This window comes from Gordonia jinhuaensis (genome assembly GCF_014639795.1).
Taxonomy (GTDB): Bacteria; Actinomycetota; Actinomycetes; order Mycobacteriales; family Mycobacteriaceae; genus Gordonia_B; species Gordonia_B jinhuaensis.
In genome coordinates this window covers 109,905-133,273 of sequence record NZ_BMGC01000010.1, presented here as the reverse complement: position 1 = coordinate 133,273, position 23,369 = coordinate 109,905, and the positions used below count along the sequence as shown (strand labels likewise).

Annotated in this window: 15 protein-coding genes, 3 tRNA genes and 1 pseudogene; 8 read left to right on the top strand and 11 right to left on the bottom strand. The window is 66.6% G+C overall.

The annotated features are described in order from the left end of the window. Positions 1 to 60: 60 nt before the first annotated feature. A complete protein-coding gene (locus IEW22_RS09455) occupies positions 61 to 855 on the bottom strand; it encodes a DUF1206 domain-containing protein (protein ID WP_229742366.1) in 795 nt (264 codons plus the stop codon). Positions 856 to 1,123: 268 nt separating this feature from the next. Beyond that, positions 1,124 to 1,546, bottom strand: coding sequence for an HIT family protein (locus IEW22_RS09450; RefSeq protein WP_188586353.1), 423 nt, complete (start codon positions 1,544 to 1,546; stop codon positions 1,124 to 1,126). Between the two features lie 523 nt (positions 1,547 to 2,069). Between IEW22_RS09450 and IEW22_RS09445 the strand changes: the two genes are divergently transcribed. Then, a complete protein-coding gene (locus IEW22_RS09445; protein WP_188586378.1) occupies positions 2,070 to 11,363 on the top strand; it encodes a type I polyketide synthase in 9,294 nt (3,097 codons plus the stop codon). Further along, positions 11,360 to 11,731, top strand: a pseudogene (gene acpS / locus IEW22_RS09440) (holo-ACP synthase AcpS); the annotation flags it as partial. The gene IEW22_RS09445 and the pseudogene acpS, both read left to right, overlap by 4 nt. 59 nt (positions 11,732 to 11,790) lie before the next feature. Here the strand turns inward: acpS and IEW22_RS09435 are convergent. After that, positions 11,791 to 12,366, bottom strand: coding sequence for a TetR/AcrR family transcriptional regulator (locus tag IEW22_RS09435; protein ID WP_188586351.1), 576 nt, complete (start codon positions 12,364 to 12,366; stop codon positions 11,791 to 11,793). 73 nt (positions 12,367 to 12,439) lie between these two features. Next, complete coding sequence (bcp, locus tag IEW22_RS09430) at positions 12,440 to 12,910, bottom strand: thioredoxin-dependent thiol peroxidase (protein WP_188586350.1); 471 nt, start codon at positions 12,908 to 12,910, stop codon at positions 12,440 to 12,442. Between the two features lie 145 nt (positions 12,911 to 13,055). Between bcp and IEW22_RS09425 the strand changes: the two genes are divergently transcribed. Beyond that, entirely contained in the window at positions 13,056 to 13,277 is a 222-nt protein-coding gene (locus IEW22_RS09425) for a DUF3618 domain-containing protein (RefSeq protein WP_188586349.1), read from the top strand. 31 nt (positions 13,278 to 13,308) lie between these two features. Here IEW22_RS09425 and IEW22_RS09420 read toward each other — a convergent pair. Beyond that, positions 13,309 to 13,384, bottom strand: a tRNA-Lys gene (locus IEW22_RS09420). 296 nt (positions 13,385 to 13,680) lie between these two features. On the opposite strand from IEW22_RS09420, the gene IEW22_RS09415 reads away from it, so the two are divergent. Next, the gene (locus IEW22_RS09415; RefSeq protein ID WP_229742348.1) at positions 13,681 to 14,877 is read left to right on the top strand and encodes a L,D-transpeptidase; all 1,197 of its coding nucleotides are present in this window, start codon (positions 13,681 to 13,683) and stop codon (positions 14,875 to 14,877) included. An 80-nt stretch (positions 14,878 to 14,957) separates the two neighbouring features. Here the strand turns inward: IEW22_RS09415 and IEW22_RS09410 are convergent, their stop codons facing one another. Together IEW22_RS09410 and IEW22_RS09405 are read right to left on the bottom strand one after the other, a co-directional pair. Then, positions 14,958 to 16,202 carry an aminotransferase-like domain-containing protein gene (locus IEW22_RS09410; protein ID WP_188586347.1) on the bottom strand — a complete coding sequence of 415 codons (1,245 nt, stop codon included), beginning with the start codon at positions 16,200 to 16,202 and terminating at the stop codon, positions 14,958 to 14,960. Positions 16,203 to 16,212: 10 nt separating this feature from the next. Next, the gene (locus IEW22_RS09405; RefSeq protein WP_188586346.1) at positions 16,213 to 17,406 is read right to left on the bottom strand and encodes a M24 family metallopeptidase; all 1,194 of its coding nucleotides are present in this window, start codon (positions 17,404 to 17,406) and stop codon (positions 16,213 to 16,215) included. Between the two features lie 288 nt (positions 17,407 to 17,694). On the opposite strand from IEW22_RS09405, the gene IEW22_RS09400 reads away from it, so the two are divergent. From IEW22_RS09400 to msrA, 3 genes are all read left to right on the top strand, one after another. After that, positions 17,695 to 18,708 (top strand): D-2-hydroxyacid dehydrogenase, encoded by a 1,014-nt coding sequence (locus IEW22_RS09400; protein WP_188586345.1) that lies wholly within the window; start codon positions 17,695 to 17,697, stop codon positions 18,706 to 18,708. 149 nt (positions 18,709 to 18,857) lie between these two features. Next, positions 18,858 to 19,370, top strand: a complete 513-nt coding sequence (msrB, locus tag IEW22_RS09395) for a peptide-methionine (R)-S-oxide reductase MsrB (protein ID WP_188586344.1) — start codon at positions 18,858 to 18,860, stop codon at positions 19,368 to 19,370. 66 nt (positions 19,371 to 19,436) lie between these two features. Continuing rightward, positions 19,437 to 19,991, top strand: coding sequence for a peptide-methionine (S)-S-oxide reductase MsrA (msrA, locus tag IEW22_RS09390; protein ID WP_188586343.1), 555 nt, complete (start codon positions 19,437 to 19,439; stop codon positions 19,989 to 19,991). Positions 19,992 to 20,072: 81 nt separating this feature from the next. Here msrA and IEW22_RS09385 read toward each other — a convergent pair. Then, positions 20,073 to 20,145: transfer RNA gene (locus IEW22_RS09385), tRNA-Lys, on the bottom strand. Positions 20,146 to 20,325: 180 nt separating this feature from the next. Between IEW22_RS09385 and IEW22_RS09380 the strand changes: the two genes are divergently transcribed. After that, positions 20,326 to 21,468 carry an acyl-CoA dehydrogenase family protein gene (locus IEW22_RS09380; RefSeq protein WP_188586342.1) on the top strand — a complete coding sequence of 381 codons (1,143 nt, stop codon included), beginning with the start codon at positions 20,326 to 20,328 and terminating at the stop codon, positions 21,466 to 21,468. 108 nt (positions 21,469 to 21,576) lie between these two features. On the opposite strand, the gene IEW22_RS09375 is transcribed toward IEW22_RS09380, so the two are convergent. From IEW22_RS09375 to orn, 3 genes are all read right to left on the bottom strand, one after another. Continuing rightward, a complete protein-coding gene (locus IEW22_RS09375) occupies positions 21,577 to 21,870 on the bottom strand; it encodes a hypothetical protein (RefSeq protein WP_188586341.1) in 294 nt (97 codons plus the stop codon). A 592-nt stretch (positions 21,871 to 22,462) separates the two neighbouring features. Beyond that, positions 22,463 to 22,535, bottom strand: a tRNA-His gene (locus IEW22_RS09370). 118 nt (positions 22,536 to 22,653) lie between these two features. Then, positions 22,654 to 23,253 (bottom strand): oligoribonuclease, encoded by a 600-nt coding sequence (orn, locus tag IEW22_RS09365; protein ID WP_188586340.1) that lies wholly within the window; start codon positions 23,251 to 23,253, stop codon positions 22,654 to 22,656. Between the last annotated feature and the right edge of the window lie 116 nt (positions 23,254 to 23,369).

Below are 23,369 nucleotides of genomic sequence, written 5' to 3'. Positions count from 1 at the left end.
CTGATCGGCGTAGAGGAGCGGGCGCACGAGAAACAGATGTGCCGGGTTCAGATGAGGCGGTCACATGCGCGCATAGCGCATCATCACGAGTCCGTACACGCCGTATGCGCCGATACCCAACCCCATCAGCACGAGTAGAGCCTGTCCGGCCGGCCATCCGGCCACCGTCTTGACCGCACCGTCGATGCCGGTGGCCTTGGCCGGATCGGCGGTGATCGCCGCGATGATCACCAGGATGCCGGCACCGGCAAGGGCGGCACCTTTGGCGCTGTACCCGACTGTGCCCACGGTTGTGACCGAGGTGGACCTCGCCTGATCGGCGGAGCTGTCGGCGTCCTCGCCGATTGTGTTCTCCTCGAGCATGAGATCGTCGATGCACGACTGCGTGACCCCCTTATAGATGTGATACGCGCCGACGCACACGATCACGATCCCGACTACCACCAGCACCGTCTTGCCGAAGGCCGAACTCATCAGACGTGCACTCGCACCGGCATTCTGGCTTCCGCTGGACTTCCCGTCGCCGAGCGCGAATGTGGCCGCCGAGTACGCGAATCCGAGGTAGACCACCGCCAGCGCACCGGCCTTGGCCCGGTCGAGCCAGCCGTCGCCGTCGTCGGGGGCGGGATTTTTGGGGTGCGGACCCAGTGCCACCTCGGCGATGCGCCACAGTGCCATGGCCGCGAATGCGATCACCGCCAGCCACAACGCGAGTCGGCCTCCGGTGGACGAGGCGAAGATCCCGAGTGCGCCGGACTGATCGGCGTTGCCCGGGTCGCCGAAGGCAAGCCGGATGACGATGTAGGCGATGAGCAGATGAAGCAGGCCGCTCACGAGATGACCACTCCGGGCCAGACCTTCGAAGGCCGAGCTGTCGGTCGCCCACCGGACGACTTTGCCACCCTTGTCGGCGACCGACTCGTCGGGGCTGGACCCGGTTGGTCTGGACTCGGTGGAGCCTGACTCGTCGGAGCCCGAATGGCCGAGTGGTGCTTCCGTGCCGGTCGCGCAGGTGCGGTCTGGCGGCGCGGAGTGGTCGGTCATCTGCACACCGTAACAACGACCTTTCCCGCGCAACCGAACACGCCGACACTGCGTGGTTCTGCCATGCGCGAGGCTTCTGCTACGTGTCGAGCGCGGCGCGGAGCGCGGCAGCGGTGGCGTCGGGATCGCGGTCGCGGCGGAGCAGGAAGCCGGCGGCGAGACTCGCCTTGTCGCCGGTGCGTCGCGGCACCACGTGCAGGTGGGAATGGAACACCGTCTGGAACGCGGCACGGCCGTCGTTGACCACGAGATTGACTCCGTCGGCGGCCAGAGCCGACGAGCGCATGGCCGCGGCGACCCGCTGGGCGGCGGCGAACATCGCTGCACCGGTCTGGGGCGGCACATCGGCGAGTCCGCTGTGGTGCTCGCGGGGGATGATCAGCGTGTGCCCCGGTCGGACGGGCCGGATGTCGAGGAAGCCGATCACCGTCGGATCGGAGTACACGATGCGCGCCGGTGCGCGGTCATCGACGATCTGGCAGAAGACGCAGTCGCTGGACACCGCCGAAGCCTAGCGTCCGGCACCCCGCGAGTGAGCCGACAGCCCAGTAGCCGCCAAGAGCGGTGGCCGGCGGCGAGAAAGAACACCCCCACGAGACCGGTGACCACACCGAATTCAGTAACGATTGCATAACGCAACACCGGTTGGCGCGGTCGCAACCTACGGTGCCGTAACCAGGGCAAATCGGCGGAGGTGTCGTCGAGATGTGAAGGCGGGCAGGCGGTTACCGATGGGTATACCGCAGGGTCACTTGGAAACATGAGGAAAACCTCGTTTTCGTGTGCCACCATGAATGCCATCGCGCAGCCGCCGGTCCGATGACGACACCGGTGAGAGATCACGACCGCCGTCCCGTCGTCGGTTTGCGAGCGTCCGCACCCGCTGTGCGAGCAGATCCACCCATCGCGAATGACGTCAATCCTGCTGTCGCGCAGATGAGTACGTGACCAGAAGTCCGCTATCCGAGGAGTCCACAGCTGTGTCAGTGAATCAATCCGCGCGTGACGATGTCGACCCCCACAACATGGGCACCCCGGGTGCTGATGTCGAGACGTCGGCGCCGGATCTCACGACCAGCGACCGTGCCGAGTCACCGACGGTGCTCGACGCGATCCGTGCCGGAGACCGGTACGCGGTGGTATGCGGCGGTCAGGGAGCGGACTGGGTTCGCTCCCTGACCGCCGCGATCGAACTCGGTGGGCTGAGCGTGCAGGTGGGGGCGATCGTCGATCGCGCCGCACAGATCCTCGCACCGGTGGCCGGTGAGCTGGCCCTGGTGGCCGGCGCTGAATTCGATCCGCTGGGTGCGTGCGCGGCCGCCGACGACGCGGACGGTCAGGCCTCGTTCACCGATGCGGCACGATCGGTGCCGGGCATCCTGGTCGCGCAGATCGCCTCGATCCTGTTGCTGCGACAGGAAGGGCTCGACGGCCGCGTCCTGCCCCCGAGATCTGTATCCGGCCATTCGCAGGGCGTGTTGGCCGCCGAGCTGTTCGCCACCGACGCAGACATGGTGGAGACGGCCGCAAGGCAGCTGGCGCTGGCGCAACTGATCGGCGCATGCGGTGCGCTCATCGCCCACCGTGTCGGGCTGGTGACCACCGGTGCGGGACGGCCCATGATGGTGGTCGCGGGATGTGATCCCGCGCGCGTGGATGCGATCCTCGCGGAGTTCGTCGCCGAGCGCGGTGCCGATGTCGGTGCCCCGGTGCGGGCTCTGCGCAACGGCAGACAATCGGTGGTGCTCTCCGGGAACCCAGCGGACCTGCGGGAGATCCGCCGCCGCTGCACCGACGTCGAGGCGTCCGAAGTCGACCTGCGCACGCGCAAAGTGGTCGGCGGACAGCCCTTCTCGCCAACGTTCGACGAGGTGGACGCGTCCATCGCCTTCCATCATCCCGCGCTGGCGCCGGCCGTCGAGATGGTCGCCGACCTCGCCGGGCGGTGCGGTCTGGACGTCTCCCACAGTGCGGAGCTGGCGGCCGCGGTGTTGCGTGACCCGGTCGATTGGGTCGCGCAGATGGATGAGCTCGACGAGGACGTGCGCTGGATAGTCGACCTCGGGCCCGCTGACGACGCGGCGCGGCTGTCGGCATCTGTCGTGCGTGGCCGTGGCATCGGTGTGATCGCCGCTGCGACCCGGTCGGGACAGCGGAACCTGTTCACCCCCGGTGGTGTTCCCGAGGTCGCGCAGGCGTGGAGTCACTGGGCTCCGCGGCTGGTCGAGCTGCCCGACGGACGACGGGTGGTCGAGACTGCCTTCACACGTCTGACCGGTCGCTCGCCGATTCTCCTGGCCGGGATGACGCCGACGACGGTGGATCCGGCGATCGTGGCCGCCGCCGCCAACGCCGGTCACTGGGCCGAACTGGCCGGCGGTGGGCAGGTCACCGAAGAGGTCTTCGCCGAGAACCTCGCCCGGCTGGAGGAGCTGCTCGACGACGGTCGGCAGGCGGAGTTCAACGCGTTGTTCCTCGATCCCTACCTGTGGCGGCTGCAGCTCGGTGCGCAGCGCCTCGTGCCCAAGGCACGCGCGGCGGGCGCACCCATCGACGGGGTCGTGGTCTCGGCGGGTGTGCCCGAGCTCGATGACGCGGTGGATCTGGTCTCCGAACTCGCCGATGCCGGAATCGAATTCGTGGCGTTCAAGCCCGGAACCGTCGAGCAGATCCGCGCGGTTGTGCGGATTGCCGCCGAGGTGACCCCGCACAAGGTGATCGTGCAGATCGAAGGTGGTCGTGCGGGTGGCCATCACTCGTGGGAAGACCTCGACGACCTGCTGATCGCCACCTACGGCGAATTGCGGTCACGTCCGAATGTCGTGCTGTGCGTCGGGGGCGGCATCGGCACACCGGAGGTGGCCGCCCGCTATCTCACCGGCACCTGGGCGCGCGATCACGGCTACCCCGACATGCCGGTCGACGGCATCCTCGTGGGCACCGCGGCGATGGCATGTCGGGAAGCCACCACCAGCCCGCAGGTCAAAGAACTCCTGGTGCAGACCCCCGGCTGTGACGACTGGATCGGCGCGGGAACCGCGGCGGCTGGAATGGCATCGGGACGAAGCCAGCTCGGTGCCGACATCCACGAGGTCGACAATGCGGCCTCGGCATGCGGGCGTCTCCTCGACGAGGTCGCCGGTGACGCCGAGGCCATCGCGCAACGACGCGAGGAGATCGTCGAGGCGCTGGCCTCGACCGCCAAGCCGTACTTCGGCGACGCCGCCACGATGACCTACACGCAGTGGCTGACCCGCTATGCCGACCTGGCGGTGGGCCAATCCGGCGGGTGGGCCGACATCTCCTGGCAGCGGCGCTACCTCGAGATGCTCCACCGCGCCGAGGCGCGCCTGCACCCGGCCGACGGCGGCGAGATCGACACGCAGTTCCCCGACATGTCCTCGACCGAGGATCCCTACCGTGCCGTGGCACGGCTTCGTGAGAGCTATCCGGCGGCTGACGTCGATGTGCTCCACCCGGCCGACGTCGCCTTCTTCCTCGGGTTGTGCCGGACACCGGGTAAGCCGGTGAACTTCGTGCCGACCATCGACGCGGATGTGCGGCGCTGGTGGCGCAGCGATTCGCTGTGGCAGGCCCACGACGCGCGCTACGGTGCCGACGAGGTGGCCGTCATTCCCGGTCCGGTTGCGGTCGCGGGTATCACCCGCGTCGATGAGCCGGTCGGTGACCTGCTGGACAGATTCGAGGCCTATACCGCGGGGCTGCTGACGGGCCCGGCAGAGCCTGCCGACAGCCGGCGGGTGGGCACCCGCGGGCTGACCGGCCCGTCGGTGGCGCTGCTGGCGAGCAGTCACGTCTGGTGGGCCGGACGCACCGTGGCCAATCCCGCGCGGCGACTCGGCCCGAACCACGAGTGGAACTGCGACGATCACGGCGGATCGGTGCATCCGCCGACCGGGGCCGTGCTCACTCCCATCGACGGTGGTGTGCGGCTGAGCGTGCCCATCGCCACGCCACGTGCCGACATCGACACGCCGCACATCGACATCGACATCGCACTGGATGCCTCCATGGCCGACGGCGGATGTCCGCGTGTCACACAGGAATCGGCGACCGCGGCGATGACCGCGCTGCTGACTGCCGCTGCGGGCGGGACACTGGCCACGGTGTCACCCGACGGCGTGGCCACCGACCGCGTGCGGTGGGAGCCCGACACCGCCATCGACCACACCCTGGCCACCGGCTCGACGCTGCCGGATTCGATGACCCCCGGCGGCCGGTTCGCGCAGCGCCGCACCGACGCACTCGACGACGGGATCGCGATCCCCGACACGCTCGTCGGACTGGCGTGGCCGGCCGTGTTCGGTGTACTGGGCGTCGCGGAGATCGACGGCATCCCGGTGTGTGAGGGACTGCTCGACCTCGTCCATCTCGATCACGCCATCGCGGTGCGATCGGCTCTGCCGCGCAACGCCTGTGACCTCGACGTGACCGCCCGACTCATCGGCGTCGAGGACACCACGGTGGGACGGGTGGTCACCGTCTCGGTGTCCATCGACCACGTCTCGTCGGACGGTGAGGCCGTCCCGTCAGCACTCGTGGAATTCACCGAACGCTTCGCGGTACGTGGCCGACTCGGATCCGCCGATCCCGCCGATCCGCTGCGGGCCGGGGGATCGGTTGTCGCCGAGCGCGAGTCGACCCGCAAGAAGCTGCTGTCCTGTGCGGTGTCCGCGCCGCTGGACATGCGCGGATTCGCAGCGGTCTCCGGCGACCACAACCCGATCCACACCAACGCCAACGCTGCCCGCCTCGCCGGGCTCGGCGAACCGATTGTGCACGGCATGTGGCTGTCGGCCTGCGCCCAGCAGGCGGTCACCGCGGCATCGGCTGACGGAGCGGCCGGCGGGCGGCGGATGACCGGCTGGACGGCGAGGTTCCTCGGCATGGTCCGCACCGGCGACACCGTCACCATCCGCGCCGACCGTGTGGGCGTCGACGCGGGCGCCGAGATCGTCGAGGTCACCGCGACCGTCGACGGAGTCCTGGTGATGGTCGCCACCGCGCGGCTCGTGGCGCCGCGGACCGTGTACGCCTTCCCGGGACAGGGAATCCAGAGTGCCGGAATGGGTTTGGCGGCATGTTCGCGATCCGCGGCGGCCCGAGAGGTCTGGGAACGCGCCGACGCGCACACCAGGGCAGCCCTTGGCTTCTCGATCATGGCCATCGTGCGCGACAACCCGACGCGACTGGTCGCCGACGGGGTGGTCTACACCCATCCCGACGGTGTCCTGTTCCTCACCCAGTTCACCCAGGTGGCCATGGCGATGCTGGGCGTTGCGCAGATCGCCGAACTCAACGAGGCGGGCTGCTTCGTGGAGGGTGCGCTGACGTGTGGACATTCGGTGGGTGAGTACAACGCGCTGGCAGCCTGTGCCGGTGTGCTCCCGTTGGAGTCGGTGCTGGAGGTGGTGTTCCACCGTGGGTCGGCCATGCACCACCTGGTTCCGCGTGATGCGCAGGGACGCAGCAACTATCGGATGGCCGCGATTCGGCCCAGCCAGTTCGGACTCGACGACGACGAGGTCGTCGCATTCGTCACGCAGGTCGGCGAGCGCTGTGGTGAATTCCTCGAAGTGGTGAACCTGAACCTGCGCGGTTCGCAGTATGCGATCGCCGGGACCATTCGTGGTCTGGAAGTGCTCGAAGCTGAGATCGACCGTCGCCGTGCGGAGTTCGGCGGCAGGCGGGCGTTCATCCTGGTGCCCGGCATCGACGTCCCGTTCCACTCCTCGGTGCTGCGCGAGGGCGTGCCGGCATTCCGCGAGCATCTGCGGTCGTTGCTGCCCGACAACATCGATCCGGCGGTGCTCGTCGGCAGGTACATCCCCAACCTCGTCGCGAAGACGTTCTCACTCGAGCGTGACTTCGTCTGCGAGATCGGCGAACTCGTCCCCTCCGAACCGATCGAGGAGGTGCTCGCGGACTGGGAGAACTGGTCGCGGCGACCTGGCGAACTCGCCCGCGTAGTGCTGATCGAATTGCTGGCATGGCAGTTCGCGAGTCCGGTGCGGTGGATCGAGACGCAGGATCTGATGTTCACCCCGCTCGAACGCGGCGGGCTTGGCGTGGAGAGGTTCGTCGAGGTGGGCGTCGCCTCGGCGCCGACCCTGGCCGGGTTGGCGACCAACACCGTGCGGCTGATGCCGGAGGCATCGGTGAGCGTGGTGAATCTCGAGCGCGACGCCGATCTCGTCTTCGGCCGTGACGCGGGAGTTCCCGACGACGAGATCGGCGACGCGCCAGCCGCAGCCGACGAGTCGCCGGCGACCACCGCGGACGAAGCGGTACCCGCTCCCGCCGCGACATCGCCGGCACCGACGGCAGCGGGCGGTCCCCGACCGGCCGACCTGTCGTTCGGCGCGGGCGATGGTGCGCGCACGCTGGTCGCCTGGTGGTCGAAGATCCGCACCGACCAGATCGGTGCCGCCGACACCATCGAGGCGCTGTGCGACGGTGTGTCCTCACGCCGCAACCAGCTGCTGATGGATCTGGGAACCGAGCTGGGGCTCGGGGCGATCGACGGGGCGGCCGAGGCCGACATCCCGTCGCTGGCCGCCACGGTCGAAGCGCTCGCTCATGGCTACCGCCCGCTCGGTCCGGTGTTGCGGGAATCCGTCGACGACCAGCTGCGCAAGGTCGTGGGTCCGGCCGGTAAACGCGCCACCTACATCGCCGAGCGGGTGTCGAACGTGTGGGAGCTCGGGCCGGGATGGGCGCTGCACACCACGGTGGCGATCGCACTGGGCACCCGCGACGGCGTGAGCGTGCGCGGCGGTGAGCTGGCGAATCTGCTCGACGGTCCGATCAACGATGTCTCGGGGCTCGAGGCCCTGATCGATCGTGCGGTGGCGTCAGTCGGCGCAGCGGTGGGGATCCCGGTGTCCAAGCCGGCCGCCGCGTCGTCGTCGGATGCGGTCGTCGATGCCGGTGTCGTCGCCGACCTCGCAGAGGCGATCACCGGTCGCAACGGCGTCCTGGCGACGTCGGCCCGAGCGATGCTGGCGAGTCTGGGCCTCGACACCGCGCCGGCTGCGCCGGAGCGGGAGGATGCCCTTGACACCGAACTGATCTCACTGCTCGACACCGAACTCGGCTCGGAATGGCGTCGGGTCGTCGCCGGCGCTTTCGATGCCCGACGCGCGGTGCTCATCGACGACCGATGGGCCAGTGCGCGTGAAGACCTCGCCGCGCTGTGGCTGATCGATGACTGCGGTGTGGAGAATGACTTCGACGAGCTGACAACAGGTTTCAGTGGATGCGGCCAGGCCCTCGCCGACCAGGCGACGTGGTGGCAGGGGCGTGCACTGTCCTCGGGCAGGCTGGTCCACGCACGAGCGTTCGGTGCCATCGCCCACGCCGCGCAGGATCCCGAGCCGGGGAGCTGGCACGGCGAGGTCGCGGTGGTGACCGGTGCGGCGCGCGGCTCGATCGCTGCCGCGGTGGTCGGGCAGCTGCTGGCCGGCGGTGCGCAGGTGATCGCGACCACCTCGTCACTCGACGACATCCGTCTGCAGTTCTTCCGGGATCTCTACCGCCGGCATGCGCGTCCCGGGGCGGCGCTGTGGGTACTGCCCGCGAATATGGCGTCCTTCGCCGATATCGACGCGTTGATCGACTGGATCGGGTCGGAACAGACCGAGAACGCCGGAGGCGTCGCCACGGTGACCAAACCGGCTCTGCGGCCCACGCTGGCCTTCCCGTTCGCCGCACCCCGAGTGTTCGGTGACGCAACGGAATCCGGTCCGCGTACCGAGACGCAGATGCGTATCCTGCTGTGGTCGGTGGAACGACTCATCACGGGGCTCGGCGCGCTCGGCGCCGACCACGACATCGACGCCCGACTGCATGTGATCCTGCCCGGTTCGCCCAACCGCGGCATGTTCGGCGGCGACGGTGCCTACGGTGAGGCCAAGGCGGGCCTGGACGCGCTGGTCTCCCGCTGGAAGGCCGAGTCGTCGTGGAATCAGCAGGTCACCCTCGCCCATGCACTCATCGGTTGGGTGCGCGGCACCGGATTGATGGGTCATAACGACCCGATGGTCACCGCGGTGGAGGCTGCGGGGGTCCGCACCTGGAGCACCGCGGAGATGGCCGGTGAACTTCTCGCACTGGCCACCCCGGATCGTCGCAGGCAGGCACGTGAGCACCCGGTGCTGGCCGATCTCACCGCCGGGCTCGACGCGGAAACCATCGATCTGACTGCCATCGCGGCCCAGGTTCGCGACGATGTGGCCGAGGGCTCTGAGGATGCGACCGCGGCGGATGACGTCGACGGCCGCCGTATCACGGCGCTTCCCGCACCCGCCCGGGTGCCGGAGGTGACGCATCCGCAGTGGCCGTCGGTGTCAGCGAACCCGGAGGATCTCGTCGTCATCGTGGGAGCAGGTGAGCTCGGACCCTATGGCAGCTGCCGCACCCGATTCGAGGTGGAGGTCTCCGACGAACTGTCGGCGGCCGGTGTCGCCGAATTGGCCTGGGCGACCGGACTGATCGCCTGGCAGCAGACCCCGGCGCCGGGGTGGTATGACGCGGGCAGCGGTGAGCCGGTCGACGAGGCCGACATCGCGGGGACCTACCGCGAGACGGTGATGCAGCGGTGCGGCATCCGTCGGTACGCCGATGACGGTGCGATGCAGGAGAATTCCGCACCGCTCATGGCCTCGGTCTTCCTCGACGCCGACCTCACCTTCGGCGTGGGCGGCGAGGATCAGGCGCGTGCGTTCCTGGCAGCGGCGCCGGAGACCACCACGATCAGCCGCGACCCGGAGACTGGCGACTGGTCGGTCACCAGGGCGGCCGGAACCGAGATCCGAGTGCCACGGCGGTTCGAGCTCAGCCGCACCGTCGGTGGCCAGATCCCGACCGGTTTCGACCCCACGCGCTGGGGTGTCACCGCGGATATGGCTGCCTCGATCGACCGAGTTGCGTTGTGGAATCTCGTCGCAACGGTCGATGCATTCCTCTCCTCGGGCTTCTCGCCGGCCGAACTGATGCGCTGGGTGCATCCGGGACTGGTCGCCAACACCCAGGGCACCGGGATGGGGGGCATGACCTCGATGAGGTCGCTCTACATCGACACACTGCTCGGTGAGGCCAAGGCGAACGACATTCTGCAGGAGGCTCTCCCGAACGTGGTCGCCGCACACGTCGTGCAGTCCTACATCGGGAGCTACGGTGCGATGATCCACCCGGTGGCTGCATGTGCCACCGCAGCGGTATCGGTGGAAGAGGGTGTGGACAAGATCCGCCTGGGTAAAGCCGAATTCGTGGTGGCCGGCGGGTTCGACGATCTCGGCATCGAGGGTGTGGTCGGATTCGGCGACATGTCGGCCACCGCGGAGTCCGCGGCGATGACGGCCAAGGGCATCTCGGATCGACGGTTCTCCCGCGCCAACGATCGCCGGCGTTCGGGCTTCGTCGAATCCCAGGGCGGCGGAACGATTCTCCTCGCTCGTGGGGATGTCGCCGTTGCGATGGGGCTGCCGGTACTCGGTGTCGTCGCGTGGGCGCAGAGCTTCGGCGACGGGATGCACACGTCGATCCCGGCGCCGGGACTCGGTGCGCTGGGTGCCGCGCGTGGCTCGCGGGAGTCGGGACTGGCCCGCTCGCTTCGACAGCTGGGACTCGGTGCCGATGACATCGCGTTCGTGTCCAAACACGACACGTCCACGCGCGCCAACGATCCCAACGAGTCGGTGCTGCACGAACGCCTTGCCGAGGCGCTCGGACGCAGCGATGGTGCTCCGATGTTCGTGGTGTCGCAGAAGTCGCTCACCGGTCACGCCAAGGGCGGGGCGGCGGCCTTCTCCGTGATCGGTGCGTGTCAGGCGATGCGCAGCGGCGTCATACCCGGCAACCGGAGCCTCGACTGTGTCGACGATGCGCTGGCCGAGCATCGCCACCTGGTGTGGCCCACGCGGACATTGCAGATGGGTGCGCAGCTGCCGCTGCGTGCAGCGCTGGTCACCAGCCTGGGCTTCGGCCATGTCTCCGGGCTGATCGCACTCGCACATCCGGAAGCCTTCCTGGCCTGTCTGGCTCCCGAGGTGCGTGCGGACTACCTCGCACGAGCGCGGGAACGTGAGCGCGCCGGAGTCCAGTCGCTGTTGGAGATGATGTGCGGTGGAGCGCCCGGGTACCGACGCAGCAGCGGGCGCCGCTTCGGCACCGACGAGCACGAGTCCGATCTCGAGGCCGCGTTGCTCCTCGACCCGTCGGCGCGGCTGGCCGGTGACGGGAACTACCTGCTCGACGCGCAGGTGACCGAGCACCACGGTGCGGAGTCGCTGCGATGAGCGGGGTGCTCGGGGTGGGTATCGACATCGTGGCGGTGGGGGAGTTCGCCGATCAGTTCGACCGTGCGGGAACGGCTTTCGCCGACAACTTCACTGCTGGTGAGCGCCGCGATGCCGACGGCCCGCGGGGACTCGCCGCGCGATGGGCGGCGAAGGAGGCGGTGATCAAGGCGTGGTCGGTGAGTCGGTTCGCGCGGACCCCGACGATGGATCGGGTGTCGCCCCGCGACATCGAGGTCGTCACCGACATCTGGGGACGTCCCGCCATCCGCGTGCGCGGTGAGATGGCCACGCATCTGCATGACGTGCATTTCCACATCTCGCTCACCCACGACGGCGACACCGCCGCCGCGGTGGCGGTGATGGAACGGCTCGAGCGTGGTGCGATCGAGGCCGAAGGGTGCGGCAGTGCGCCGCAGGCCGTCGATCAGGGCCGTACCGAGCTGAACGTCTCGACATCGTCGCCGACCTCGAGCCGGAGGTAGGCGCCGAGCATTCGTTTGAGTTCGGCCACCGTTCGCCCGTGGTCCTGTCCGTCCTGTACGGAGAAGCTGAGGAGCGAATACGCGGTGTGTACCAACAACTCCGACATCAGCGCACGTCTGCGCTGCTGTCGGGGGATCAGCGGTGCGAGCAGGCGGCTCACCTGCTCGGCGAGTCCCCGCTCGACGATCGCCGCGGTGGCGCGTGTGGCCGGTGTGGACTGCACGGCCAGCCACACCGCACGTCGCGACGGGTCGTCATGCCAGAGCTCTGCGAGGTGGTCGATGAACCGCTCGAGCAGCTCGGGCCAGCGCAGGGACGGGATCTCGGTGGCGAAGGCCGTCAGCGCCTCGGCGACGGCTGCCGCGTCGGCGCGGTCGAGTTCGCAGACGATCACGTACTTGTTGGCGAAGTACCGATACAGCGTGCCGATCGGGACCTCGGCGCGGGCCGCGATCTCCTCGCAGGTCAGCGATTCGATCCCGACCTCGATGAGCAACTCGCGTGCTGAAGTGAGCATGGCGTCGAAGCTGCGTCTCGAGCGCTCCTGGGACGGCCGTGTGCGCGGGAGCAGCGGAGCGACCGCGGTGCGGTCAGAGCGAGAGGTCACGCCGAAGTTTGGCCACGTGGCCGGTGGCACGGACGTTGTACTGCGCGGCTTCGATGGTGCCGTCGGTGCCGACGAGGAATGTCGATCGGATCACCCCGGTGACGGTCTTGCCGTACATCTTCTTCTCACCGAAGGCCCCCCATTCGGTGAGAACCTTCTTGTCCGGGTCCGACAGCAGCGGGAAGTTGAGCTGCTCGGCGTCGCGGAACCGGGCGAGCTTCTCCGGCTTGTCGGGCGAGATGCCGATCACGTCCACACCCTCACCGTTGAGTTCGGTGAGACTGTCGCGAAAATCGCAGGCCTGCTTCGTGCAGCCGGGGGTGGCGGCGGCAGGGTAGAAGTAGACGATCACCTTCTTGCCGGCGTAATCCGACAACGACACCTCCGTGCCGTCGGCGTCGGGAAGGGTGAACGCGGGTGCGCGGTCGCCGACCGCGAGTCGTCCGGTGCTCATGAGCTATGAGGCTAGCCGCTCGGCACGCCTGCGCCGGTCCGCATGTCCGCGACGCCGGTGCGACATGATGGGGGAGCGCCTGCATTACCGTATGTCTGCGGCACTCGACCGGGGCCGCTGAACCGTCTGTACCGGAAGGACCCACGTGGCACGCGACACCGACGACATCGAGCGTGAGATCGAACGGGCCCGTGAGGAGCTCGCCACGACTCTCGACACCCTGGCAGATCGTGCGAATCCGCAGCGCCTGGCCGAGGATGCGAAGACCACTGTGATGACGTTCCTCAACCAGCCCACGGTGAAATACCCGCTGATCGGTGTGGGGGTCCTCGTCGCGGCACTGGTGATCAAGAAGATCGTGAGCTGAGGAGTCGGATCCGCGCCGACGACGATGATGATGGTGCGCCATCAGGGACTCGAACCCCGAACCCGCTGATTAAGAGTCAGCTGCTCTGCCAATTGAGCTAATGGCGCAGGCAGGGAGTCGGCGCTGACGAAAGCCGACGATCGACTCGCTCGCTGCGATGAGACACCGTACCGGCACCGGGCCCGGAAACGGAAATCGACCGGTTGCCGACGCCGATCGGATGTGCTGGCGGCCCGTTCAGATAACGATTCATCACTGCGGCGATTGTCGTATGCGTGGATTGGGCGGTTCGTCTCGTAGACTCGACACAGCTGTTCTGGTGCCCGGCCGCAGCGCGTGCGGTCGGGCGTTTTCATGGAATTTTCGGTGGGGTGAGATGCGGGGAAACGGGTTGACGGAGAGGATGCGTCGACCGCTGGTCGTCGGGACGATCGCGGCGGCGGTAGTGGCTCTCGTGGTGTCGGGGTGTTCGTCGCAGACACCGCCGAAATACAGCGACAAGGTGGTTGCGGCAGGCAACTTCGACGACCTGCTGCGGCCGGCGGTCACGGTCACCGGCGCCGGCGGGAAGCCGGTGGTCAACCGCTCGCAGGGGGTGGCTCCCAGCGTGCCGATCGTGGTGAAGGCCTCCAACGGCACTCTCACCGACGTGAAGCTCACCGCCGACGACGGCAGCGCGGTGGGGGGCAACCTGTCGGCCGACAAGACGACGTGGACGTCGACTGACACCTTCGGATTCGGCCAGACCTACACCCTCGTCGCCGATGCGTCGGGGATCGATGGCGTCAGCGGGCGTCAGCTGAGTTTCACCACCACCTCGCCGTCCGAGCTCACCGACGCCTACCTCCTGCCCAACGACGGGGAGACGGTGGGGATCGGCCAGCCCGTCGCGGTGCAGTTCGACGAACCCATCTCCGACAAGAAGGCCGCCCAGGACGCGATCACCGTCACCACGAGTCCGCATGTGGACGGTGCGTTCTACTGGATCTCCGACACCGAGGTGCGCTGGCGCCCACAGAACTTCTGGGCTCCCGGCACCAAGGTGCATGTGAATGTCAACACCAAGGGTGTGGACCTCGGCGACGGCACCTACGGTGACAACACCGCCAAGGCCGACTTCACCATCGGGCGCTCGATGATCTCCTACGCCGACGACAACACCAAGATGATCACCGTGGTGGTCGACGGCAAGACGGTGAAGACGATGCCGACCTCGATGGGCAAGGATTCGTCGCCGACCAACAACGGGACCTACATCGTCGCCGAGCGCGATCCCAGCGTGATCATGGATTCCTCGACCTACGGGGTCCCGGTGAACTCGCCCGGCGGGTACCGCGAAGTGGTGTACGACGCCACGCGCATCTCCTACAGCGGGATCTACGTGCACGCGGCGCCGTGGTCACTGTCCGAGCAGGGCAACACCGACGTCAGCAACGGGTGCCTCAACGTCAGCCCCGCGGATGCCAAATGGTTCCTGGACAACTCGTTGCGCGGCGATGTGGTCATCGTCCGGAACACCGTCGGCCCGCCGCTACCCGGTACCGACGGACTCGGTGACTGGAACATCCCGTGGAACGAGTGGAAGAACGGCGACGCATAGGACCCTGCGTTGATCGTCGGTCTCGCGGACCGTCGAGTGCTGCGCGCTCGCGGTGTTGCGCGGCCCGCGGCCCCTCGCACCTATCCGCGCCCGGCGACCATCTTCTCGAGACTTCTCGCCAGGCGGCGCACGCCTTCGTCGATACGTTCGGGCGTGCTGGAGGCGAAGCACAGTCGCATGGCGTCGGTGAACCCGCCCGACGGTGACAGGGCCGGCCCGGGGATGAAGGCGACACCGTCGGCGAGGGCGACCTCGAAGAGTTCACGCGTGTCGACACCACCGAACTCGTTGCGCAGCGTCACCCACAGGAAGAACCCGCCTTCAGGGTCGGTCGCCGACACCGCGTCGCCGAGGTGGCGCGTGAGCGCATCGACCATCGCGTTCTTGCGTTCGCGGTAGAGCACTCGTAACCGGGCGAGGTGATCGTCGAGCCCGCCGCGCGAAATGTACTCGGCGAGAACATGTTGGTTGGGCACATTGGTGCAGGTGTCCATCGCCTGTTTGCCGTTGATCAGCAGCTGCCGTAGCGACGGATCGGCATCCACCCATCCCACACGCCAGCCCGGCGCGAGGATCTTGGAGAAAGTGCGCACCGAGAACACCAGTGGATCGTGACGGCTGAGCGTCTGGAAGGTCGGCACCTCACGTCCGGCGAAACGCAGGAGTCCGTAGGGGTCGTCGTCGATGATCACCGCACCCCACCGGTGGGCGAGCCGCAGCAATTCACGTCGCCGATCCTCGGAAAGGGTGACGCCCGAGGGGTTCTGGAAGGTCGGGATGGTGTAGATCGCTTTCGGCGTCCGACCGGCTCGGCGTACCGCTTCTTCGAGGGTGTCGACCTGCATCCCCTCCTCGTCGACCGGGATCTCAAGGAGTTCGGCACCGTAGGACAGGGCGGTGGCGCTGCCGTTGGTGTACGTCGGCGATTCGGTGACCACCAGATCACCGGGATCGATGAAGAGCTTGCCCGCCAGGTCGAGTCCCTGCATGCCGCCGGTGGTGATGACGAGTCGTTCCAGAGCAGACGGATCCGGCGTGGTGGCCAGCTGCTCGACGAGAAGCTCCAACAGTCTCGGCTCACCCTCGGTGGCGCCATAGGTGAACGACGAATTGTCCAGCACCTCACCGGCGATACGACGGAACTCGGCCACCGGAACCGCCTCGTCGGCGGGCGAGCCCATGGCAAAGCGCACGATGTCGTGCGATTGCGCGGCCAGAAGTGAGGTCGACGAGTCGATCATCGAACCCACCAGGTCGGTGGTGCGTGAGGCCAGCGGAATCACCGGGCTCACCTCGTGCACCGATGGTGTTGTGGTACGCGTCATGTCGCTCGCCTCACTTTCGGATCAGTTCACGCGGGAACGATGTGAACGTCTCCACGCCGGACGGACTCACCCGCACCGATTCCGACACCTCGAAACCGTAGTCGTCCATCCACATTCCACAGATGATGTGAAAACACATGTTGGGCTCCAGTACGGTCTCGTCCTCGGCGCGGATGCTGATGGTGCGCTCACCCCAGTCGGGTGGGTACCCGATGCCGATCGAATAGCCGAGCCGAGAAGGCTTCTCGAGTCCGTACTTCGCAAGCGTCAGATTCCATATCGACGCGAGTTCACCGGTCGAGACGCCGGGGCGGATCGCGCTGAGCACATTGTCGAGACCTTCACAGCTCGCGCCGGCCACATGGTCCAGCTCGGTGGACACGGCGCCCAGTGACACGGTTCGGGCCAGCGGGCAGTGGTACCTGTTGTGGGCGCCGGTCAACTCGATCGTCACCGCCTCGTCAGTGGTGAACGTGCCCTGATGCCAGGTGAGATGTGGTGTGTCGGCCGCGGCCCCGGTCGGCAGCAGCGGGACGATCGCCGGATAGTCGCCGCCGAACTGATCGGTGCCGGTGATCTGCGCCTGCGAGATCGCCGCTGCGGCATCACATTGCCGCACACCCACATCCACGGTCTCGATGGCCGCGCGCATCGCCTCGGTGCACACCATCCCAGCCTGCCGCATCAGTTGAACCTCGGCATCGGATTTCACCGACCGGACCCAGTTGACCAACTCGAAGTTGTCGACGAGCTTCCACTCCGGAATGGCGTTGACCAGGGCGCGATATGCCTTGGGAGTGAAGAAATGTGAATCCATCTCCAGGCCGACCGAGCCGCCACGAGAGGCAGGCGCGACCAGATGACGCTGGCGCAGGGCCCACGCCACCCAATCGAACGGATGAATCTGCGGGCGGTGCACGTAGCTCTCCGGGTATCCCACGATCTGGTCGGCCGGGAGCCGTGAGGTGCGATGCGCGCCATGCGCATCCATCTCACGGGTGAAGAACACCATGTCCGAGTCGATCGGCACGAACAGCATCTGCGGTGTGTAGAACGACCAGGCGTTGTATCCGATGAGGTAGAAGATGTTTGCCGGATCCGTCACGATGATCGCCGACAGCCCTTGGTGATCCATCAACTCCCGCACGCGGCGCAGCCGGTGGCGGTACTCGTCATCGGTGAACAGCTGGGCGCCGAGATACATGGATCGGCCTCCTCATCTTCTCGTCGGCATCTTTTCGTCGGCACGCCGGGGTTGCCGAAAGATCGTGGGGTGCTGCGGCGTCCGCCGCGAGAACCCCAGGTCGACTCCGGCACGCGAACTCGCCTGACGAGTCCGGCGTCGGGCCGATGTGCGGGGGATGGGTGCAGGCAGATCATGTTCGACCGAGCGTAGTGGTCGTTCGCGATTCTCACAGTCCGAGTCGGTGCCGCCGATGACCGAGGGGTCGTGGTGCCGTCGGTACCGGCCGATGCCGTCTACAGTGTCGGCGTGGATGCCCGACGACCGATCATCGCGCTGCTGACCGGAGGCGACGAGCCGTTGCCCCACAACCTCGCCGCGATCGAGGAGTGCGCCGACGTGCGGGTGTGTCGCGCGGACACCCTCGCCGATGCGCTTGTCGGCGCCGACATCGTGATGGTGTGGGACTTCTTCTCGGCTGCGCTCAAGGACAGTTGGGGTCCGTCGACGGCCGAGTTGCGGTGGGTGCATGTCTGCGCGACCGGGGTGGACTCGTTGCTGTTCGACGGTCTGCGGCAGTCGCGTGTGGTGCTGACCAATGCTGCGGGTGTCTTCGACCGGCCCATCGCCGAATTCGTCCTCGCCTCGATCCTGGCCCACGACAAACGGATTCACGAGTCCAAGAGTTTCCAGCGTGAACACCTGTGGCGCCATCGGGAGACGCTGCGCACCTGCGACAACAACGTGCTCGTGATCGGTACCGGCGGGATCGGGCGCGCGATAGCCCGGCTGCTCTCGGCAGTGGGAATGGCGGTGTCGGGAGCCGGACGCACGGCGCGTACCGAGGACCCCGACTTCGGCGTGGTGTATCCCAGCGACGATCTGGCGGCCTACGTGGGGGATGCCGATGTGGTGATCGCCGTGGCACCGCTGACGCCGCAGACCGAGCAGATGATCGACGCCGAGGTGTTGGCCGCGATGCGGCCGTCGGCACACTTCATCAACGTGGGACGCGGACAACTCGTCGACGAGCAGGCGCTGGTCGATGCGCTGTCCTCGAGCAGCATCGGGGCGGCGTCACTGGATGTCTTCGCCACCGAGCCGCTGCCTGTCGATCATCCGCTCTGGGAGATGTCCAATGTCTGCATCTCGCCCCATATGAGCGGTGATGCGGTGGGGTGGCGTGAGGAGCTGGCCGACCGATTCCTCGAGAATCTGCGGAGATATGTCGCCGCCGGAGGTGCCGATGCCACACCCGCTGAGCTCACAGGGGCGCTGGTCACCGTGGTCGACAAGCTCAAGGGATACTCCGCGCGCTCCTGAACATGCCAGAAAGTCCATGCCAGAAAATCCATGCCAGAAAATCCATGCCAGAGAATCTCAGGCGACTCACAGATGCGCGGGACCAAATCACGGGCGTGCGCTGTTGAACCCGTCGACACCGCAGCCAGCGGTGGACACGAGGAGGAGAAATGGGCAACGAGTACCGCAAGACGTCCGAGTACCGCAAGACGCCCGAGGGGCTGAGCAAGCTCACCGCTGACCAGTATCGTGTGACTCAGAAGGGCGGCACCGAACCCGCCTTTGGCAACGCCTACTGGGACAACCACCGGCCGGGTATCTACGTGGATGTGGTGAGTGGCGAACCGCTGTTCGCCTCGACGGACAAATTCGACAGTGGGACGGGGTGGCCGAGTTTCACCAGGCCCATCGCCGCAGACGCGGTGTCCACGAGGACGGATCGCTCGCTGTGGATGTCGCGCACGGAGGTGAGGTCCGCCCACGCCGACAGTCACCTGGGACATGTGTTCGCCGACGGGCCCCGCGCCCAGGGAGGCCTGCGCTACTGCATGAACTCCGCAGCGTTGCGCTTCGTCCCCGTCGAGGAGCTCGAGGAGCAGGGCTACGGCGAATTCCGGAATCTGTTCGACGACGCCGATGCGACCAGCGACGACGACAACAAGGCCATCAACGACAACGCATGAACGACAGCGCCATCAACGACAACGCATGAACAACAACGCCATCAACGACAACGAGGAGAAGGCGTCATGACCAGTGGACCAGCAGACGACGGGCACATCACCCAGCGATCGGGCACCGAGACGGCGGTGCTTGCCGGCGGATGTTTCTGGGGTGTCGAGGATCTCATCCGCCGCCAGCCGGGGGTTCTGCAGACCCGGGTCGGGTACACCGGCGGAAGTAACGACCATCCCAGCTATCGCAACCATCCCGGTCATGCCGAGGCCGTGGAGATCGTGTTCGATCCGTCGGTGACGAGTTACCGGGACATCCTTGCGTTCTTCTACCAGATTCACGATCCGTCGACGAAGGACCGTCAGGGCAATGACATCGGCAGCAGCTACCGGTCGGCGATCTTTCCGCTCGACGAAGAGCAGGAGCGCGTGGCGCGCGACACGATCGCCGACGTCGATGCGTCGGGATTGTGGCCGGGAAAGGTGGTCACCACGATCGAACCCGCGGGCCCGTTCTGGGAGGCCGAACCCGAGCATCAGGACTATCTGGTCCGCTATCCGAACGGCTACACCTGCCACTTCCCGCGACCGGGGTGGGTACTGCCGCGCCGCACAGAGACCGCCAACTGATCCGGATCGGCTCCACCTGCAGCTCGCGGAGTGCTGAATGACAACGAGCCCGTCACCGCTATCGGTGACGGGCTCTGTCTGTGCGCCATCAGGGACTCGAACCCCGAACCCGCTGATTAAGAGTCAGCTGCTCTGCCAATTGAGCTAATGGCGCTTGCTGCGCGCCGAATGACTTTAACAGCCCGATGCCGCAGACAAGAAATCGGCTGGTCAGGGGGTCCTGGCCGATGCTGCCCAGGAATCGAGTCGCTGTGATGCAGTGCGGATTCTCGCCAACAGTGACAACGGTCACTGTTACGATTCAGCCATACCGAACTCAGGAGGAGAATTCCGCATGCCCAGTACTTCGCCGTGGGACGGCCCCGACCTCGACCCGGTGCGCGACCTCGCACGCTCCTTCTTCGCCAAGGAGGTCGAGCCCAATGTCGGGAAGTACATCGACGCCCATCACGTGGACCGCGATCTGTGGAACAAGGCTGGTGACGTGGGGCTGCTGTGCATGTCGATCCCCGAGGAGTACGAGGGTGGGGGAGGGACCTTCGCCCATGAGGCGGTGCTCATCGAGGAGCAGGCGCGCATCGGTGACACGTCGTGGGGTGTGAGCCTGCACAACGGCATCATCGCGCCCTACATCACGGTGTACGGGACCGAAGAACAGAAGCGGAAGTGGTTGCCCGCCATGGCCTCTGGCGAGATGGTCGGCGCGATCGCGATGACCGAACCAGGAACGGGATCCGATCTGCAGGCGGTTGCCACTCGCGCTGTACGTGAGGGCGACGAGTACGTGATCAACGGATCCAAGACCTTCATCACCAACGGCGGGCAGGCCGATCTGATCATCGTCGTGGCCAAGACCGACCCGGCGCAGGGCGCCAAGGGCATCTCGCTGATCGTCGTGGAGGCCGACCGTGAGGGCTTCCGGCGCGGGCGGTTGCTCGACAAGGTGGGCCAGCGAGGACAGGACACATCCGAACTGTTCTTCGACAACGTCCGCGTTCCGGTGTCGAACCTGCTCGGTGAGTCCGAGGGGATGGGGTTCATCCAGCTGATGCAGCAGTTGCCACAGGAACGGCTGATCATCGCGGTCGCTGCCGTCGCGGGAATGGAGGTCGCACTCGAGCGCACCATCAGCTACACCAAGGAACGCGAGGCCTTCGGGCGACCGGTCTTCGGCTTCCAGAACACCAAATTCTCACTCGCCGAGGCGGCGACCACGGCGCGGATCGCCCGGGTGTTCGTCGACGACTGCATCAGCAAACACCTGCGGGGCGAACTCGACATTCCCACGGTCGCGATGGCGAAGTGGTGGACCACCGAACAGTCCATGGACGTGCTCGACACCTGCATGCAACTGCACGGCGGCTACGGCTACATGAACGAGTACGTGGTGGGCCGGATGTGGGCCGACGCGCGAGTGCAGAAAGTGTACGGCGGCACCAACGAGATCATGAAGGACATCATCTCGCGGACATTGTGAGTCGCGAACGGGTGAATCCCGGACCTCACGTTCGCGGATCAGGAGAGCATTGCGGCTCGGCGCCTGGTGAGCGCCGAGCCGCGGATCGTGGTCTGGACAGACGTCGTGTCAGCCGGCCGCGCGGACCGTGGCATCACGGTGTGCGGCGAGCATGACGCAGAGCGCGCCGGACTCGACCAGCGCCTGGAGAGCGGGAAGCGACTCGACGGCGAGTTCGCTGGAATCGCCAGCGGCGCCCGGACCGGTGACACGGATGACCGAACAGGGGCTCGCTCCGGTCTCCGACGCGGTCGATAGTTCGATCGTGGTGCCGTCGAGCGCCACGATCCGTGTGTCGAAGCCGTGTTGACGACGCTCTCTGAACGCAGCGACCTCGTCGATCGGCAAATCTGTGGACGGCATATCCGCCGAAGAATCCAGGCGCATGGTGTTGCCCTCTCGTGCAAACCGGTACCGGTGGTCTCGTCGAAACCGACGCGGTCACTGTCACCCCCCACACGGATCCGACCTGTCGCTGAGTGCCAGCCCGTGTACCGACAACCAAACCACAATTTCGAGCGGTTTGGGGCATCTATGTCGGACTTTTCGGTTCGGCAGTGCTGGTGAGTTGCGAAAATCACGTGATCGTACGACCCGTTTTGGTCTGGTTACCTGTCGGTAACCTCGCGGATCGTTCAGGTGGCCGATAAGACGGCACGTCGATGCTGGTCATGTGATTGTGGCTGCGGGTAATTGGATTGGGGTAATTGGATTGGTCCGTGAGGTTTCGGTGGTGGCTTCGCGACGCGCACACACGATCGGTCCGCTGCCGCAACGCCGATAATGGTCTGCGTACGGTCTGCTCACTGGGCGGTCGGTGTTCACTACGCGGTTGGTGTTGGCCGTGTGGCTGGTGCCGGAGAGCAGTTGGGCGGGCCGGAGAGGGTCGACGGGGGAGTCTGGAATCGCAAAAAACGCCGCCCCTTCCGCGTTGCGGACGGGGCGGCGTCAACGGGGTGAGTGACGGGACTCGAACCCGCGACAGCCAGGATCACAACCTGGTGCTCTACCAACTGAACTACACTCACCATCGACCGGAAAACCGGCCGGGACATACTCTAGCGAATACCGACACGATAAGACCAATCGCATCGCTGACCTGCGTGTTCCGGACAGCTCGACAGGCGGGTGGCCGAGGGCTGACTCTCAGGCCTCGCCGAGGTCGGTGACCACCTTCTCGATGGTCTCGACCTCCGGGCCGGGCTCGGGCACGAACGCAGTGGCCCGGTAGTAGCGCAGTTCCCTGATGGACTCACGGATGTCGGCCAGCGCGCGATGCGCGAGCCCCTTCGGCGGCTGATTGAAATAGATCCTGGGGTACCACCGGCGGCAGAGTTCCTTGATCGAGCTGACGTCGATCATCCGATAATGCAGAAAGGTGTCGAGTTCGGGCATATCGCGTGCGATGAACCCGCGATCGGTGGAGATGGAATTACCCGCGAGCGGCGCGGTACCCGCAGTCGGGATGTACTCGCGCAGGTATGCCAGGACCTGTGCCTGTGCCTCCTCGATGGTCACCGTCGATTTCCGTACCTCCTCGGTGAGGCCTGAGGTGGCATGCATCTTCTTCACCACGTCGGGCATCGAGTCCAGGTCGGCGTCGTCGGCGTGGATCACGAGGTCGACCCCGTCACCGAGGATGTTCAGTTCACTGTCGGTCACCAGTGCCGCTATCTCGATCAACTTGTCCGATTCCAAGCGAAGCCCGGTCATCTCACAGTCGATCCATACGAGTTTGTCCTCCACGGCTCAACCTTAACCAGACGCCTCACCGGCGCCGACGGCAATCGGGGCGGAGCGTGCGGGTGTGTGGCAACCTGCTCGCAAGGACTGTGTACTGCGACCGAGGTGCCGGTGGCACC

Bases quoted from the DNA above. Each gene is read 5' to 3' on its own strand.
- IEW22_RS09405 (WP_188586346.1), bottom strand. From the start codon at position 17,406: ATGTATCTCGGCGCCCAGCTGTTCACCGATGACGAGTACCGCCACCGG.
- IEW22_RS09415 (WP_229742348.1), top strand. From the start codon at position 13,681: ATGCGTCGACCGCTGGTCGTCGGGACGATCGCGGCGGCGGTAGTGGCT.
- IEW22_RS09410 (WP_188586347.1), bottom strand. From the start codon at position 16,202: ATGACGCGTACCACAACACCATCGGTGCACGAGGTGAGCCCGGTGATT.
- IEW22_RS09380 (WP_188586342.1), top strand. From the start codon at position 20,326: ATGCCCAGTACTTCGCCGTGGGACGGCCCCGACCTCGACCCGGTGCGC.
- IEW22_RS09445 (WP_188586378.1), top strand. From the start codon at position 2,070: ATGGGCACCCCGGGTGCTGATGTCGAGACGTCGGCGCCGGATCTCACG.
- IEW22_RS09435 (WP_188586351.1), bottom strand. From the start codon at position 12,366: ATGCTCACTTCAGCACGCGAGTTGCTCATCGAGGTCGGGATCGAATCG.
- bcp (WP_188586350.1), bottom strand. From the start codon at position 12,910: ATGAGCACCGGACGACTCGCGGTCGGCGACCGCGCACCCGCGTTCACC.
- IEW22_RS09375 (WP_188586341.1), bottom strand. From the start codon at position 21,870: ATGCCGTCCACAGATTTGCCGATCGACGAGGTCGCTGCGTTCAGAGAG.
- msrA (WP_188586343.1), top strand. From the start codon at position 19,437: ATGACCAGTGGACCAGCAGACGACGGGCACATCACCCAGCGATCGGGC.
- msrB (WP_188586344.1), top strand. From the start codon at position 18,858: ATGGGCAACGAGTACCGCAAGACGTCCGAGTACCGCAAGACGCCCGAG.